The organism is Bacillus cereus ATCC 14579 (assembly GCF_000007825.1).
GTDB classification, from domain to species: domain Bacteria; phylum Bacillota; class Bacilli; order Bacillales; family Bacillaceae_G; genus Bacillus_A; species Bacillus_A cereus.
The window spans coordinates 2,028,639-2,045,484 of sequence record NC_004722.1 but is presented as its reverse complement, the minus strand read 5'-3'; the positions used below and the strand labels follow the sequence as shown (position 1 = coordinate 2,045,484).

Below are 16,846 nucleotides of genomic sequence, written 5' to 3'. Positions count from 1 at the left end.
TTTTTCTCCTTTATCTCTATTTTTGAAGAAAATGCTGTATTGTTCGCACCGTTTCTATCATGTGTGAAATAACAGCTATTAAATCATCAACATGGTCTTCTGTAATCGCTTTTTGAAATAGAACCTCTACCTTATTATGATATGAAATCGCTTGCTTATTATATTCGTATGAAACTTTCTGCATAATCATTCTTTCTTTTCCCCATATAGAACGCATTAATGTTTCAATTTCTTCACATTTTACTTCTGGTTGTTCTAACGGGAATGAAAATGCTAGCTTCATCTCACAACCTGGTGTAAACTGAGGCACTTCTAGTATTTCACCAGACAAGTTCTTTGCATCCACAGATAATGAAAATGTTGCTTCTACTAATGGTTCAAACGGTTCTGTTAATTGAAATGAGATATGATATATACGACTTAATGAAGCAAGATCCATCATATCTTTTCGATCTGTTACAAGAATATCTCCATGTAGATCAAAATCATACACAGCACCTTCTACGATTACTTTTAAATTGTCAAAAGCAGTTGGATCAAACATAATTTCCTCCAAAAAACAGGCGCCTTTCGATGGAAAGGCGCCACTTGATGTATATATAGTTTACAGATAAACGAGATGAATTACAACCTTTTAGAATAAACCTACTGCTTTTCCATCTTCATTTACATCCATTTGAAGTGCTGCTGGCTGTTTTGGAAGACCTGGCATTGTTAACATTGTACCTGTTAACGCAACGATAAAGCCTGCACCGATCGATGGTTTTAGCTCACGAATTGTAACGATAAAGTCAGATGGACGACCTAATTTTGTTACATCGTCAGAAAGAGAGTATTGTGTTTTCGCCATACAAACTGGTAGATTACTCCAACCTTCTCCTTCATATTGAGCTAATTGCTTACGTGCTTTCGGAGCAAATTCAATATCTTTTGCGCCATATACTTTTTGAGCAATTGTACGAATTTTTTCTTCTAATGGTAATTCTAATTCATAAAGTGGTGCGTAGTTGTTTTCACCTTTTTCGATTTCTTTTAGTACTTTTTCAGCAAGGTCAACTCCGCCTTGGCCACCTTTCTCCCAAACTTCTGTTAAGGATACTGCATAGCCACGCTCATTACACCACTCTTGTAAGTATGTAACTTCTGCATCTGTATCTGTAATGAATTTATTAATTGCAATTACGAAAGGCACACCGAAGCTTTGAATTGTTTCAACATGCTTCTGTAAGTTTTCCATACCTTTTGCTAATGCATCTACATTTTCTTCTTTTAATTGATCTTTTGCAACGCCGCCATGCATTTTAAGCGCACGAATCGTCGCAACAATAACAACTGCTTCTGGTTTAATGCCAGCTGCACGAGCTTTAATATCTAAAAACTTCTCAGCACCTAAATCAGCACCGAATCCAGCCTCTGTAATAACATAATCACCTAATTTTGCTGCCATTGTTGTAGCGATAACACTGTTACAACCGTGAGCGATATTCGCAAATGGTCCGCCATGAATGATAGCTGGTGTATTTTCTAACGTTTGTACTAAGTTCGGCTTTAATGCGTCTTTTAATAATAGTGTTAACGCACCTTCTACACCTAAATCTTTAACCGTTACAGGTTGATTTGCAAAGTTATAAGCAACTACGATGCGAGATAGACGCGCTTTTAAGTCTTGAATATCTGTTGCAAGGCAGAACACGGCCATAATTTCAGATGCTACTGTAATGTCAAAACCGTCTTCACGTGGTACACCTTGTACAGGTCCACCCAGACCAATTACTACGTTACGAAGGGCACGATCATTTAAGTCAACACAGCGTTTCCAAACAATTTTACGCGTATCAATTCCAAGTGTGTTTCCTTGTTGGATATGATTATCAATAAACGCTGCTAATGCGTTATTGGCAGTTGTGATCGCATGGATATCTCCAGTAAAGTGAAGGTTAATGTCTTCCATTGGTACGACTTGTGAAAAACCGCCACCTGCTGCTCCACCTTTTAATCCCATCGTCGGTCCAAGAGATGGTTCACGAAGTGCAATTACTGTTTTCTTACCAATTTTGTTAAAAGCTTGACCTAAACCAACTGTTACTGTTGATTTACCTTCTCCAGCTGGAGTTGGGTTAATCGCTGTTACTAAAACAACTTTACCGTCTTTCTCATCTTGTAAGCGCTTAAAAATATCAAGAGATAACTTACCTTTATAATGCCCGTATGGCTCTAATTCATCTTCTAAAATATTTAAATCAGCTGCAATTTCTTGAATCTTCTTCATACTCGCTTCTTGTGCGATTTCAATATCGGATTTCACTGTTGTAGTAGTTGTCATATACCCTAGTCCCCCTTTAATTGGTTCTGATGATATTGTATCAGTTTTTTGTATTTTCTGCACTTATTTACCTCCTAAAAATTCTTTCATTTCTTTATACGTTTTTTAACATAAATACCCATAAGAATGTTAACGATTGTTGTAACTCTGTAGGTAGTTGACCTAACATCTTCTCATTTACTCCGCGCTTATATACGCCGATGCCATCTATAACTTTAAAACCTTGTTCTTTCGCTAACTGTTCAAATTCCCAAGGCATCATCGTATTACAAACAACGTCTTTTCCATACAAGCGAAGATAACTGTTCTCTCGTGGCTTTGCTGTCGGCCCTAAAATTGCAATACATGCATATCCATCTTTCTTTAACACACGCTTTATTTCATTTAACGCTCGTAATGGCTCTTCCGTCCATTCTAAAGAATTAATTGCCATAATTGATTCAAATTGCTCATTTTCAAATGGTAATGCAGAAAGATCTCCTTTTATAAAAGATAAATTCGGTCCTTCTCCGCGCTCCTTACCTTTTTGAATCATCACTTCCGATAAATCTACTCCCACTGCTTTATAGCCTGCGCTACTTAATTTATATGTACCGTACCCATCACCACAACCAACATCGAGCACTTGTGCTTCTTTCTTCACGTATTGTTCAAAAAACGGAATAATTGTACTTCTGCTACCACTGTCCCACATCTCTTGACTATTTTGATTCCAAAACTCTGCGCTACTATCCCATTTCTTTTCTGCTGATTCATGCCAATTAAATTTCGTCATACATTCCCCTACCTTCACGCTTTATCACTCATTTCATTCTATATCATTTTCCAAAATTCCTGTTTTATCTTCATAAGGAGATATACATGCTAATGAAGGAATCTTTATTCTCCAATTTTTGCTTTACTTGGGTTTAACTCATACTCATGTTCTTCTCTTTATGAAAGATACTATAGGTACACCCAATTGAAAGAGAGGGATGTACATGCGAAGAAAGAGAAATCATCATTTTAAAAGTGGTGAAAAAAACGAAGAGTATGCAGCTGAAATATCACCAGCTGGCATTCCAATTAGACATAAGCGTAAAGAAATTGCAAATGAGATAGAAGGTACAAATACCGGTGCAATGGTAGGCTATGTCGCTTTATTTCTTTCGTTATTCTCCATTGCTTTTTATCCAGTTACGCTCGGCTCCCTAGCAATTTTAGTTGGTCTATTAGCTGTCAATTTCGGAGCAAGAACACTTGGATATACAGCAATTGGTTTTGGTAGTTTTTCTGTTTTATTCACTTTATTTTATCCGCTTGCTTTGTCAGCGTTTTAAAAAAACACACCAAGTCATGCTTGGTGTGTTCATTCATGATACAACATAATATGGCCGCATCCACAACAATGTTTCGCTGTAATTTCTTGAAACACTGGATAATTTTCTTCATCTCGATGCTCAATAAATACTTTTTCAAATCGATACATGTTTGGTGCATATGCCCAATCTTGTTTCGTACGTGCATATAACGTTGAGGAAAAAAACTCCTCACCGCCACAAACAATACATGTGTTCTTCATCAATACCCCTCCTATGCTTGTCTTACTTCATCTATATGAACATAAGCATAAAAAAAAGACCTTCTATTACTAGAAAGTCTTCTCTGAAACAAAAAGAAATGTACCAAACATTCCTACTCCGCTATATTCTTTTGAAACACCAGCTTCTGTTTTAAATGTTTGCTTTACAGTCATAAAGAATACACCATTTCGTGCATCTGTACTTTCAAATTGTAGTTTTTCTTTTTTACCATCTACATTTTGCGTGCATTCAAAACTACTCTCATTACAATTCAACGCATACTTATCCTGTACATACACTTTAAAATCTGATTCTTTCGGACAAGTTATAAGTAATATTGCCACGAGAATAATACTTATAATACCCACAATTGTATAATATTTCTTCATTTGTACTCCTTTCAAATGACAAGAAAACTTGACTTCATACGCCAAGTTTTCTTAGTCAACAACCCATTGCCACTCTTGTTCTTTCTTATCAAAAATGAGCCAACCTGTTTCTGTTGCTTCCTCTTTCAATTCATCGATATTATCTAACACCTCATCCGTACTTTCATACGAACCAACTACATATACCGGAATTTCAAGACCTCTTCTTGACTCAATCTTCCCTGCTAGATCTATGTAAAGACCATCTTCCATTAGTGGAATAAGTCCCATAATCAATTCTTTTGAAATCGCTGGGAAAATTTTTGATTTTTGGAAGAAAGAAAAACGTTTCTTACCGAAAGCACCGAGTTTATACGGAATGACTTTACTTAACATTCCTACAAAATCAGCAATTCTACGATAATACACTTTGTTGTACCATCCGTCATCATGTGAAAAATAAACAAATCTATTTTTCAACAGCGGAAAGAATGTTCTTGCAAGTGGTTCTTTTTTGTGAGCCAAATATAATAATTCTGCAATTTCTTTCGGCTCTAATTCATCTAAATCGCTTGCATCATCAAAATCTACCCAACAAAATTCATCAAATTCATCAATCTCTGCTTGAATTAACTTATGTATATTTTCTTCCTCAACATATTCAAATAAAGTATGATAATGAAAATCCGTCCATTCAAAGTTGTGCTTTAAAAGCAACACTTGATGAAGCGGTGAAGGGATGTTACTCGCAAACTCTTTAAACGTAATTCCTGATGTAATAAAACAATGACCTCGACGATTACCATTAATATATATCATATTCTTTACTTGGTCAGATCCTCCAGACAAAGCACCTAGCCACCTTCGTTTTATATGTTTCAATTCTATAGCATATTTTAACATGAAAAATTTTAGAAACATAGAAAAAACTTCAAAAACTATTTACAATTTCATGTGTTTTATTACATAGTGATTACAAGAAAAAACGCCTGCTCATAAGCAGGCGTTTTTAAAGGATTTCATCAGGGTTTTGATGATGATGATGATTTCCCTCTTTCTTTTCTTCTTTTTGGAACATCGATTGAATTTTATCAATTGTTTGTGGAGCTAATTCAATCATTTTTTCTGCTAAATGTGTCGCATTTTGTAGATGCAGAATATTTACTCCATCTTTATTCACCACAAGAAATGCTACTGGTGTAATCGAAACACCACCCGCGCTACCGCCACCAAATGCAGGGTTACCGTTCGCTCTTTGTCCATCATTCGTTTGGAAATCAGAACCTCCTGCTCCAAAACCGAACGCTACTTTAGAAACAGTTAACACCACACCACCGTCAGCCGTTTGAACAGGCTCTCCAACAATCGTATTTACATCAACCATTTCTTTTAAATTTTCCATTGCTGCTTTCATTAACCCTTGAATTGGATGATCCACCGTTCATAACCTCCTTTGTCATATCTTTCCTAGTTTTTCCGAAAGTTTGTGAACTAAACATAAAATTTTATATTGATTTCAAAAAACTTAAGTTATAATATTTAGAAAAATAAAAAAGAGGTCGATTCGTTATGATGCGAAAATTAACAAAGAAAGATCATGAACAAGTATTCGCTTATCTAAAAGAAGAAGCAGCCCTTAACTTGTTTATTATTGGAGATATTGAAGCTTTCGGTTATGACACAGATTTTCAAGAATTATGGGGAGTATTTAAAGAGAATGGAACATTAAAATCAATTCTACTCCGATTCCACGATTCATTTATACCCTATAGTAAAGAAGAATTTATTACCACTGATTATGAGGCACTTCTTTCCGCATATAAGCCACTTAAACTCTCTGGTAAGTCAACTATCGTAGAACAATTTGAAACTGCTTCAAATATACAACTAGGTACTAAAAATGAAATGTATTTTTGCGAATGTCTAAATGACAACAACTTACCTAGCACACCAATTCATGAAACAATTAAACTTGCCTCACTAGATGATATAGAGCGAATTATGAAATTACGAAGTGACATCGCTGAATTTCCGACTACCAATGAATCAGAGAAAATATTAAGGCAGGCTATCGAAACAAATACAGGACGCACATACTATATTGAAAAAGATGGCGTGATCATCGCATCCGCCTCTACTTCCGCTGAAAATTCATTATCCGCTATGGTAGTTGGTGTATGTACACACCCGAATTATCGCGGAAATGGTTACGCTTCACTCATATTACAAAAAATGATCCAAGACTTTATGAAAGAAGACCGAACACTTTGTTTATTTTATAACAATCCAGCTGCTGGACGAATTTATAAACGACTAGGATTTAAAGACATTGGAATGTGGACGATGTATCGATAATAAGGGGACTCTATAAGCGGAAATAGTTGTAACCTAGCAGTAAAAGCAGATTATACAAAAACTTTACACCGTTATTATGAAAATGGAAAAACTACTTGCGGAGCAATACTCTAACTAAAACATGTTATGTATTCAAACTAAATTCAGACAGATTAACGGCCCCAATTATTGCATTTACTCCAGTAATCGGGGCGTTTATCCTCAAATTCTTTCCACTATATTTATGAAACATTTATTCCACTTATATCGCTATTATCATTACGTGCAAATGCTCTCCTTAATATTACTGCTTCTTATTATACTGTGCTTTAAAATCAATATATTCCTGTTTCGCATCCTGATTATTACCTTGGTGACTATCAAAAGATGTATGTATTTGTGATATATATTCTACTAACTTACCTTCATCATTTCGCTTCTTATAATTTATTACAATACTTACTTCCAATATCTGCTTTGAACCATTTTTAGAATCAATATGCAATGCGATTGATCCACCACCATATTCATCATATTGTATTTTCAACTTATCATTAATAATACTCTGAAACTCTAATTCATTTAGTTTATATCCAACTGTACTAGGTTGATCAAATTTTTTTATATCATCTCCGGGCTTCATCTTTAGTTTCCCTATCCCTTTTAAACGATCTACAATTAAGTTCACGTATGAAACATCCAGACTTGAATCCGTACTTTGTACCTGTCCATTCTCATAACTAATATTTGTACTATAATTAACTTCTTCTTTATAATTTTTATTAGCTACTTCCGAGGTAATTTCTTGTGTTGTATTTCCATATAAACTTTTATTTTTCGTATTATATATGCCTTTCGAAGTTTGATAGATTGTTTTACTGTGCTCTCCATCTTCCTTTTGCTCATATGTACTATATATACCTCTTTGTTTCACATACGCATATCCATCATCACTAGCGGACATAACCTTTTTCATGTCACCTTCATCCAAAGCTTTGACAAATGGCTCATACTCTATCTTCGTCTCCCAAAAACCACATCCACTTAATAAACTTGATACTATTAACAGAACTATCATCATCCTAGCTTTCTTCTTTAACTTCATACTGACCCCCCGTTGATTTCTCTAGGCATTTTTAGGTTCATTACATTCCCATTTTGATAGTAATATAGTTCACCTTTACTTACCGGTATTTATTAACTCATACAGATTATATTGAAGATACTTTAATTTTTAATAGCATTAATTCATATACAATCCTTAATTGTTTATACATTCTGTTCGAATTTTCAGAAACCAAAACTTATTTTATTTCTTTAGTTTTCTTTTTTCCTTCTCTTCATAAAGCTTTAGTCTTTTCTGACGTTCCCTTTCATGTTCCTCCCACGAAATATAAAATGATGGAAATTTAAATCTACAATAGGCTAATAATTGGAACTCTGCTGCACCTATGGCTACCGCGTACATGATTAGAGTTCCTCCCGCATACAATCCTAAAATATTTTGTGTATAATCATTATGCACATAAATTAAAATGAGAAGAGTTAACACATAAATTAGAGCACACTTAATTGCAGTCCTCTTTGTTTTACTAAAAAATGAAGAGGACTCTTCTCCCGTATTAAATGCCCCTTTACTTGCCTGTCTAAAAGTATCAATAGTCGCTAAAATATGTAAAATGACTGCACCTAAAAATAATAACCCGACATACATTAATGTAACTTGATCAATTGAATAATTTGACGCTCCTGGAATTATCAACATTGTAAATGTTATAGTGCCTAGCTGAAACGCATATAATAGTACCACGAGTGTTTGTAGTTTCTGAAATTTAAATGGCATCTTAGGAAACAAATAAATAATTAAAAAAATTACTTGAAGACTATAAAGCACTAACTCAAGGCTAACAATTATTTTATCAAAGAGAGTCGGGTAATAACTCCAACCAAACCTTATTAACCCTCCAATAAGAAAAAACATTATTAATGAAATAAAAAACATCGTTCCAAACATAAACCCTGTAGCCCAATCGGGGCTTAAGCGATTCTTGCAAGTACTTTTAAATTCATTTAAATCTTCTTCTTTTATATTCCACACCCTGACATTTCACCTTCTATACAGTTTAAATAATTTTCATTCACTAAAATTCTATTACATTCTTAATATTTTTAAGTACATAGATTTTTGTACAACTAAATTCAGATAATCTTTTAGGTATATCATTACCATATTAATTACCATAATCATCTAACCAGAATGCCTTTTGATGGTTCAAGTAGTGTTCTTTTTCCTCAAAAGTTCCAAATATTCTTCTTTCAATTAAGTATAACCGTCTTCTTGTCACCTTCATCCAATGCCTTTATTAGACTCTCATACTCTATTTTGATTTACCAGAACTATACGCGCTCAGTAAAACATAACTGTTATCACAATAACTATTTTTCACTACCCCTTTACTCATATTTTCACAACATTTATCGTTCTCAAAATTCAATTAAAATATATTATTTTTGATTTATATACTCTTTTTCATAATTTACATATTCTTTTTTGGAACTTTGATTATTATCTTCCCTGGTATGATAATATGTTGAAATCTCTTGATTGCGTTTTATAAGCTTATCTTCTTTTTTTTCTTCATAATTTACCGATATTGTTATTTGTGTTATTCTCATTTGATTTTCTTTTGTATCATTAGGCGTATTAAATTCAATCATCAATATTGCAGAATCAAATTTATCATATTTTAAATTTAACTTATCATTCATGATGTTTTTAAACTGTAATTCAGTTAAATCATAGCTTATTATGCTCGGTTCACTAGATCTTTTTGTATCTTCACTCGGTTTCAATTTACTAAGTTCATTTAATCCTCTAAACATTAATTTTACATATGAAACATTCATAGCTTGATCCTGAGCTACTGAACGGGATTTTTCATTTTTTAAATTTGTACTATAGACCGTTTCTTTTTTGTAATTTTGATTACTACCAACGTTTTTATCATTTTTTATATCAGTAACAACCTTTTGAGTTGTTTTCCCATATAAGTCGTCTTCTTTCACATTATATACTCCATGGGTTGTTTGATATATTATCCTGCTATGTTCACCATCTTCTTTTTCTTCATAAGTACTTTCGCTAGTCTCTTCTTTCACATATGCATATCCATCATCACTCGCAGACATAACCGTTTTCATATCCCCTTCATCCAATGCCTTTACTAATCTCTCATACTCTATTTTTGTTTCCCCGAAACTGCACGCACTTAGTAAAAACGTTACTGTCATTACAATAACTATTTTTTTAACTAACCTTTTACTCATGCCATAACTACACCTTTCCCCTTATTTTATACATTACTTATTATTCAAATATTGTTTTTCATACTCCTCATATCGGGTTTTAGAAGCTTTATCGTTATCTTCTTTAGTATTTAAATAGATTGCTATTTTTTGATCATGCCTTATTAATCGGCCTTCTTTATTCTTTTTTTCATATCCCATTGTGATGCTTATTGTAGTGAATTCCATTGGATTTTCTTTTGAATCTTTCGCCGAACTAAATTCCATTAATAATATTGCTTCATCAAATTTATCGTAGTCCACCTTTAACTTATCATTAATTATTTCTTGAAATTCCGATTCGGTTAAGTAATATGTTACCTTGGATGACTCACTAAATCTTTTTTTATCTTTTTTGGGTCTTAAACTATCTATTCCCTTTAATCTATTAAATATAAATCGAACATTCGAAACATCCAAATTTTGATCTGGACTTTTTGATTGATTATCTTCATATTTAATACTAGTTCTATATACAATCTCTTCTTTTTTTTGCTCACTATTTAATGAACTAGCAATTTCTTGCAAAGTTGTTCCATAGAACTTTTTTTCTTTAATATTGTATACTCCTCCTGTTGTTTGATATACAACGCTAATGCGATTATCATTTTCCGCCCCAAACGTGCTATCCCTAACCTCTTCTTTCACATAAGCATACCCATCATCACTCGCAGACATAGCCGTCTTCATATCACCTTCATCCAATGCCTTTACTAATCTCTCATACTCTATCTTCGTCTCCCCAAAACCACATCCACTTAATAAATTTGCTATTATTGACAGAACTATCATCATCTTGGCTTTCTTCTTTAACTTCATACTGACACCCCGTTGATTTCCCTAAGCATTTTTTTAAGTTCATTATGTTCCTTTTTGAAAAGTAATACATTTCACCCTTATTTACTTTTCGTTTTGGATTTTGTATTTTGTTTTCGAATTCTCCCACGCATTCTCTCATTCTCTTCCCACGTAATATTAAATGATTTAAATTTGAATCTACAGTACACCAATAACTGGAATTCTGCTACACCAACGGCTACTGTGTACAGTAAAACAGTACCTATTACATATCCAATAAAAGTATCAATCGCATAATCATTATGAAAATAAATCAAAATAAGTAGGATTAATGCGTATATTGAAGTTACTTTCATCATAGTTCCTTTTGTTTTACTAAAAAAGGAAGCGGATCTTTCATTCATACTAAATGTACCTTCACTTGCCTGTTTAAACGTATCAATCGTTGTCACAATATGAACAATCACTGCTCCTATAAATAAGAAGCTTACATATACTAATGTAATTCCGTCGATTGTATAATCAGACATTCCAGGAAGAATCAGAGCTGTGAATAATATTGTACCTAATTGAAATGCATATAATAACACGACAATCGTTTGTAATTTTTGAAATTTAAATCGAGCTTTTGGAAATGAATATAGAATTAAAAAAATTATTTGTAAGCTATATAGCACAAGTTCAATTTTAAAAATTGTTTTTTCGAATAAAGTAGTATAGTAATCCCAACCAAAGGTTACTAAAGTACCAATAAGAAAAAACATCATAACTGAAACGTACACTATTGTTCCTATCATAAAACCTAAAGTACCCTCAGGACTTAAACGGCTGCTACATGTTACTCGAAATCCATCTAAATCTTCTTCTTTTATGTTCCACATTCAGTTTTTCACCTTCTATACAGTTTAAATAATTTCCAGACACTAAAATCCCATTACATTCCTAACTTTTTAAGTACATTCATCTTTGCGTAACTATATTCAGATAATATTACCTCTACATTAATTACCGTACATAATCAGAATGCTTTTGATAGTTCAAATAGCCTTCTTTCTCCTCAAAAGCTCTAAATATTCTTCTCTCTTTCACTTAAGCATATCCCTCATACTCTATTTTTGTTTCCCCCGAAACTGCACTCACTTAGTAAAAACATTACTGTCATCACAATTGTATCGAGATAATAAAGCTCTTTAATTTTATCTTCAGAAAGGTGATAACCTCCCATCAACAATATGCTAGGAGGTTATTACAGTTATTTTAAATTTGTTTTTATTTTAATGGATTCGATTTTTGCAAATAATAATGTTATTTAATTTGAGAGAAGCGAATATTAAAAACCTACTGCTTAATAACTCGTAATTAAGTCTTCACCCTCATATCTAGGGTCTTTCTCAACTTTACCATCTTTTGTTTTGATGACTTTTAGTCTACCTAACCACTCTGCTCCCTTATATGTCTCTTCACTTACCCATACATTATGCTTTTTACCATCTACCTCAACTACTAATGTGGGGTGTGTAAACATGAATTCCTTCTCTACATGCCTACCTACAATTTCTGCATGTAATGATGTACCTTCTTCAACTAATTTACTATTTTGATACCCTTCGATAATAGGTAATCCAATAAATACAAAGAATATCAGTCCAAATACGATTACTTTCTTCTTTGTACTCCATTTATTCTTTTCTTTCAATTCCTTCTGTCTCGCTTCTCTTTCTTCGCGTTCATCCAAACTCTCATTTAAAGCATCTTCCCATGCCTTAATTTCCGCTTCGATTTCTGCTTCAGCTCTTGCTAGTTTTTCTAGTTGTTCATCGGTTGCTACCATCTCATATGAGTTATCTCCAACCAAACGAATTTCAGTACCATTTTCTTTTACTTTTCGCAAGTCTTTTTCTGTACAATTAAACTCTCGAATGATTTCCCCTTGTGTGTTTACCAATCTAACGTAAATGTTTTTTTTCTCCTTCTTCTTAAACATCTGCACTCCCCCTTATTTGTTTCCTATCATAGATAACCCTATTGCAATTAAGAGAAAGAAAACGATAATAAGGAAAGTCTTCCCTTTGCTTAATTGTGTTGCACAACCTTCCAAGACAGCCCATATAAGAATTGGAAAAAGAAGAATACCTAGGAAAATATCGACCAACTTATTGCTACTCTTCTTTAGTGGTTTTTCTTCTACTATCGGTTTTATCTGAACAGCTTCTTTTCTTATTTGTTTCGGTTTCTTTTTCTTACGTCTATGATTCACCCAACTTACTCCTTTTAGAATAACTTTTTCCTAACTATAAAAATACCGAAATATCCCCATTTTCCATTTTATAAACCTGTCCAGGTATTACAAAATCTGTGGCTTTAATGGCGCCATCCAAAGGACCATATTCATTTATAAGACTGCGGCAATTCTTCATATTGGTCCCGTATATGTACTTAACCACATCCTTATTTAAAACAGGCGCAGGATTTAAAGCTAATACGTTTATATTATCTTCTTGATGTCTTAATGCAACTGTATTCGCTGCTCCGCCACCTAAAGAGTGCCCTAGTAAAGTTATCTTCTTTCCTTTATTACTCGCCTTGACTTTTTCATAAAATTTTTCTGCTTGACTATACTGAAATTCCGCTAATGATCCCAATATAGGTGAATTAGTTAAATTATGCAGCCAAATTGCTCCATCGGTTGCTAAATAGCCTATTTGGCTCGGTTGGTTTCCAACGTATACAATGAAAATTTCATGCGTGTTTCTTTCCTCTAAAGCATATGCCCCAAATCCAGTCACTGAATGAATATCATCAGAAACTATAAGATTAGCATTAAAGTTGTCTTGTAACTTCTGTTTATTTATTATTGGATCAGAATTATTATATTTTTTTCTTGTCCATTATAATCATAAATATCTCTTGCCGATAATCTTAATTTTCCTACATCACTACTTAATTTATAATCTTCCTCGTTCACCATATTCTCCCCCTTATATATTAATGGCTTTCTTTAAATTTCTTTTCATATTGTAAGTAATCTTTTTTTGATTTCCGATTATTTTCTTCTTTATTATGTAAATATGTTGTTATTTCTTGATCATGCCTAATCATATTATTTTCTTCATTTCTTTGTTTATAGCCTATCGAAATTGTTATCTCTGTTATTTCCATCGGATTTTCCTTTGTATCCTTAGCAGAATTAAATTCAATTAGTAGTGTTGCATAACTAAACTTCTCATACTCTAATCCTAAATTCCCATTAAATAGCTCTTTAAATTGAGTTTCTGATAAATTATAGCTTATCGTAGCTGGTTGGCTGAAGCTTTTTTTATTCACATTTGGTTTCAATTCTTTTATTCCTTGCACTCTATTGAGCATTAATTTTATATTAGACATATCTCCCCCTCGATTTGAAGCTTCTAGCTGTCCATTTTCGTATCTTATATCTGACTTGAATACAACTTCTTCTTTATATTGTGGGTTGTCACTATGTTTTTCATCCTCAACTGGAGTATTGACTTTCTTTTGTGCCTCACCAAAAAGAATATTATCTTTAATACTATAAATACCTTGCGTTGTTTGATAAACTACTCCTATTTGCTTATTATTATCCTCAATAAAAGTGCTATCCCTAACCTCTTCTTTCACATACGCATACCCATCATCACTCGCAGACATAACTGTCTTCATGTCCCCTTCATCCAATGCCTCTACTAATCTCTCATACTCTATCTTTGTCTCTCCAAAACCACATCCACTTAATAAACTTGCTACTATTGACAGTACTATCATCATCTTAGCTTTCTTCTTTAACTTCATACTGACACCCTTATTCAATCAAAATAAGCTTTCCTCTTTCCATTTTGGAAGAGGAAAGCTTATTTCCTTTTAAATTTATTTTTTTCCCTTTATTTCTAACTCTTGTGCTTGTTGTTGCTTTTTATTTTTTTCAATTACTTTTTCAACAAACTCATTCCGCCACATTTTAAACTTAGCTGCGAATTGACCTTCAATTTTATTTCGATACCCTTCAAATTTAACCTCTGCAATATCCGTGTGGTTAAATAATTTATACGTCTCTTCGGTTAAACCCACTGGATGCAACACTCCGCCATAATCATAGAATGTGTTTTCATCAAGTAATAAACCTCTCGTAGTAATTACATACTCCGCATCTTCCTCTTCTTTAAGACCCAATCTTACAACACTGCCTAAAGGTAATACTTTATCCATATAGTCTTTCATATTAATTCACTGTCCCTTTTAGTACGCTAATTTTCTCTTCTATTTTTTGTCTTTTTTTCTCTAATTGACGGATACGATCAATAAATGCCTCACGTGTTTTTCCTTGTAATGTGCTATCAATACTACTCTCTAACCTTCTAATATCTCCCGTTAAAGATGCAGCTGCTTTTTCCAATTGCACTACAACGTTTATAATTTGTTCTCGTCCACCACTAGCTGGAAATGTACTATGAACTCTTGACATTATCGTATGTAAATCCACCTTCATACCCCTCTCTTTTAAATTTATAAACTTGGAGTTTTAATAATATGAAACTGCTCCTAATTCTTCGTCTTTTGCAAACATAGAAAATACTGCTTCTGAAACATCGTCGTTTAATTGTTTTAAATCTTTCGATAACTCCTTCACATCTTTAGCAATTTCACCTAATAAAGAACGGTTTATCCCCCTACTGTTATCATTCATAAAGAGATTTAACAATGAGTGATGATGACTTAATATATGTTCAGATACAATTGCAGCTACATTTGTATCAACTACAAAATCTCCTTTAAACAAATCTAGTAAATCTTGCACGTAAGAAGCTGCAACTTCTTTTGCAATATCTAAAATTTCACTTGTAGCTAAATATACTACAACACTTCCAGATAAAAAATTTATAGCAGTATTAAATACAGACTCTAATACTTCTAAAACTTTTTCCTTACATTTCGCTAAAGTTGTTTCAATCCATTCTACAGCGATATCTACCGCTCCTTTTATTTCAACTGTAGCCATTATACTAAATTGGATTGCTTCTGCTGTAATTTGAGACTTTAGTCCTTCATACTTTGTATTTAATCTTGAAAAACCTTCTTGAACTTTTTCTCTTAGCTTTTCAAGCTCCTTGCTGCCTTGTACAATGTCCGAGTAACCTAATATTCCACCTATAATACTAGAAATTGGCGTTGCATTTAGTATCAAATTAATTGCAGTTCCAGCTACCTTTTCTTCTTCTATAGAAACTTTTCTATGAAATACATCATGTATAGTTCCTGTGTATATAGCCCCAGCAGATTGAGAAAACTCCATAAATCCTGGGATAATATCCCACCCCGTATCGTTATCACTTGCTAGTTTATCAATCCATATTAGATGTCCATTCTCATCATAATCCTTCACTGTAAAAGCATATGAGTGACCAGCTTGATTCGGAATTTTATACATTCTTCCCGGAAGTGTGAAGTCTGCTGCCTTTATCCCAATATGTAGTGGATCATTCTGATTAATGATATTCCGAACATTTTTCATATCAAACCCATTACCAAATTTATCAACATCTCGGTTTAATACAGGCGCTGGATTTAATGTTAATGTTTCAATATTATCTTCTTGGTGTCTTAACGATACAGTATTAGCTATACCACCACCTAATGAATGCCCTGTTACACTAATTTTGGCAGAAGGGTTATCATGTTTAACCTTCAAATAAAATTCTTCTCCTTGATCATACTGTCTAACTGTAAAATCGTGTTCCAAATTACCTAACATTATTTTATTTGCACCTGTTATATTATGTCCCCCAATTTCACCATCTGTTATTGCATCCGTTGCATCTTCCGTTCCTACATATGTTATTACAATTTCTCCTGTAGACCTATCTTTAAAAGCGTATGCAGCAAATCCTGTATTTTCATCAACTTTATCATCTATAAAATCTGCGTTAAATTTATCCTGTAATGTCTTTTTATTTTTTTGACTTAGTTGGTTATACGGTTCTTTACCAGCTTTAAAGTCATAAATATCCTTTCCAGCTAGCTCCAATTTCCCCCAATCAGAATTTATCTCTCTTACCTCTATATCCTCTATTATTTCTTTATCTTGCTCCACATCCTTACTCATA

General features: G+C 33.2%; 21 protein-coding genes and 1 pseudogene. 2 read left to right on the top strand and 20 right to left on the bottom strand.

Annotated elements, in window-relative coordinates; genetic code table 11:
* Positions 1-16: 16 nt before the first annotated feature.
* The 3 genes from BC_RS10535 to BC_RS10525 all read right to left on the bottom strand — a co-directional run bounded on the left by BC_RS10535 (position 17) and on the right by BC_RS10525 (position 3,098).
* The gene (locus BC_RS10535) at positions 17-544 is read right to left on the bottom strand and encodes a hypothetical protein (RefSeq protein WP_000460219.1); all 528 of its coding nucleotides are present in this window, start codon (positions 542-544) and stop codon (positions 17-19) included.
* A 90-nt stretch (positions 545-634) separates the two neighbouring features.
* Positions 635-2,323 carry a formate--tetrahydrofolate ligase gene (locus BC_RS10530; RefSeq protein WP_011110057.1) on the bottom strand — a complete coding sequence of 563 codons (1,689 nt, stop codon included), beginning with the start codon at positions 2,321-2,323 and terminating at the stop codon, positions 635-637.
* Between the two features lie 94 nt (positions 2,324-2,417).
* Positions 2,418-3,098 (bottom strand): class I SAM-dependent methyltransferase, encoded by a 681-nt coding sequence (locus BC_RS10525; protein ID WP_000160047.1) that lies wholly within the window; start codon positions 3,096-3,098, stop codon positions 2,418-2,420.
* Positions 3,099-3,303: 205 nt separating this feature from the next.
* Here BC_RS10525 and BC_RS10520 point away from each other — a divergent pair, with 205 nt between their 5' ends.
* Entirely contained in the window at positions 3,304-3,642 is a 339-nt protein-coding gene (locus BC_RS10520) for a hypothetical protein (protein WP_001253200.1), read from the top strand.
* Between the two features lie 29 nt (positions 3,643-3,671).
* Here the strand turns inward: BC_RS10520 and BC_RS10515 are convergent, their stop codons facing one another.
* The 4 genes from BC_RS10515 to ytfJ form a co-directional block, all read right to left on the bottom strand.
* Positions 3,672-3,884 carry a hypothetical protein gene (locus tag BC_RS10515; protein ID WP_000798747.1) on the bottom strand — a complete coding sequence of 71 codons (213 nt, stop codon included), beginning with the start codon at positions 3,882-3,884 and terminating at the stop codon, positions 3,672-3,674.
* Between the two features lie 69 nt (positions 3,885-3,953).
* A complete protein-coding gene (locus BC_RS10510; protein ID WP_000761174.1) occupies positions 3,954-4,274 on the bottom strand; it encodes a hypothetical protein in 321 nt (106 codons plus the stop codon).
* Between the two features lie 51 nt (positions 4,275-4,325).
* Positions 4,326-5,102, bottom strand: coding sequence for an oxalate:formate antiporter (locus BC_RS10505; protein WP_000014087.1), 777 nt, complete (start codon positions 5,100-5,102; stop codon positions 4,326-4,328).
* Between the two features lie 160 nt (positions 5,103-5,262).
* Positions 5,263-5,691, bottom strand: a complete 429-nt coding sequence (gene ytfJ, locus BC_RS10500; protein WP_000349990.1) for a GerW family sporulation protein — start codon at positions 5,689-5,691, stop codon at positions 5,263-5,265.
* Between the two features lie 131 nt (positions 5,692-5,822).
* Here ytfJ and BC_RS10495 point away from each other — a divergent pair, with 131 nt between their 5' ends.
* Complete coding sequence (locus tag BC_RS10495; protein WP_000984753.1) at positions 5,823-6,608, top strand: GNAT family N-acetyltransferase; 786 nt, start codon at positions 5,823-5,825, stop codon at positions 6,606-6,608.
* Positions 6,609-6,891: 283 nt separating this feature from the next.
* Here BC_RS10495 and BC_RS10490 read toward each other — a convergent pair whose 3' ends face one another.
* The 13 genes and pseudogenes from BC_RS10490 to BC_RS10430 all read right to left on the bottom strand — a co-directional run bounded on the left by BC_RS10490 (position 6,892) and on the right by BC_RS10430 (position 16,845).
* Positions 6,892-7,692, bottom strand: coding sequence for a DUF3952 domain-containing protein (locus BC_RS10490; protein WP_000768486.1), 801 nt, complete (start codon positions 7,690-7,692; stop codon positions 6,892-6,894).
* Positions 7,693-7,896: 204 nt separating this feature from the next.
* Positions 7,897-8,685: a hypothetical protein gene (locus BC_RS10485; protein ID WP_000267161.1), complete on the bottom strand. Its 789-nt coding sequence runs from the start codon at positions 8,683-8,685 to the stop codon at positions 7,897-7,899.
* A gap of 218 nt (positions 8,686-8,903) precedes the next feature.
* Complete coding sequence (locus BC_RS27995; protein WP_229163603.1) at positions 8,904-8,951, bottom strand: hypothetical protein; 48 nt, start codon at positions 8,949-8,951, stop codon at positions 8,904-8,906.
* A 141-nt stretch (positions 8,952-9,092) separates the two neighbouring features.
* Positions 9,093-9,914 (bottom strand): DUF3952 domain-containing protein, encoded by an 822-nt coding sequence (locus tag BC_RS10475; RefSeq protein ID WP_000044430.1) that lies wholly within the window; start codon positions 9,912-9,914, stop codon positions 9,093-9,095.
* Between the two features lie 33 nt (positions 9,915-9,947).
* On the bottom strand, positions 9,948-10,751 hold the full coding sequence (locus BC_RS10470) for a DUF3952 domain-containing protein (RefSeq protein WP_000768457.1): 804 nt from the start codon (positions 10,749-10,751) through the stop codon (positions 9,948-9,950).
* 77 nt (positions 10,752-10,828) lie between these two features.
* On the bottom strand, positions 10,829-11,611 hold the full coding sequence (locus BC_RS10465; RefSeq protein WP_000267105.1) for a hypothetical protein: 783 nt from the start codon (positions 11,609-11,611) through the stop codon (positions 10,829-10,831).
* Positions 11,612-12,075: 464 nt separating this feature from the next.
* A complete protein-coding gene (locus BC_RS10460; RefSeq protein ID WP_000473567.1) occupies positions 12,076-12,714 on the bottom strand; it encodes a hypothetical protein in 639 nt (212 codons plus the stop codon).
* A 12-nt stretch (positions 12,715-12,726) separates the two neighbouring features.
* Positions 12,727-12,987, bottom strand: coding sequence for a hypothetical protein (locus tag BC_RS10455; RefSeq protein ID WP_001016544.1), 261 nt, complete (start codon positions 12,985-12,987; stop codon positions 12,727-12,729).
* 37 nt (positions 12,988-13,024) lie between these two features.
* Positions 13,025-13,698: pseudogene (locus BC_RS10450) on the bottom strand (lipase family protein); the annotation flags it as partial.
* Between the two features lie 17 nt (positions 13,699-13,715).
* The gene (locus tag BC_RS10445; protein ID WP_000768463.1) at positions 13,716-14,537 is read right to left on the bottom strand and encodes a DUF3952 domain-containing protein; all 822 of its coding nucleotides are present in this window, start codon (positions 14,535-14,537) and stop codon (positions 13,716-13,718) included.
* A gap of 75 nt (positions 14,538-14,612) precedes the next feature.
* Positions 14,613-14,963, bottom strand: coding sequence for a DUF4176 domain-containing protein (locus BC_RS10440; RefSeq protein ID WP_000656382.1), 351 nt, complete (start codon positions 14,961-14,963; stop codon positions 14,613-14,615).
* A gap of 1 nt (position 14,964) precedes the next feature.
* Complete coding sequence (locus BC_RS10435) at positions 14,965-15,225, bottom strand: hypothetical protein (RefSeq protein ID WP_000363098.1); 261 nt, start codon at positions 15,223-15,225, stop codon at positions 14,965-14,967.
* A gap of 39 nt (positions 15,226-15,264) precedes the next feature.
* Positions 15,265-16,845 carry a lipase family protein gene (locus BC_RS10430; RefSeq protein ID WP_000031236.1) on the bottom strand — a complete coding sequence of 527 codons (1,581 nt, stop codon included), beginning with the start codon at positions 16,843-16,845 and terminating at the stop codon, positions 15,265-15,267.
* Position 16,846 lies beyond the last annotated feature (1 nt).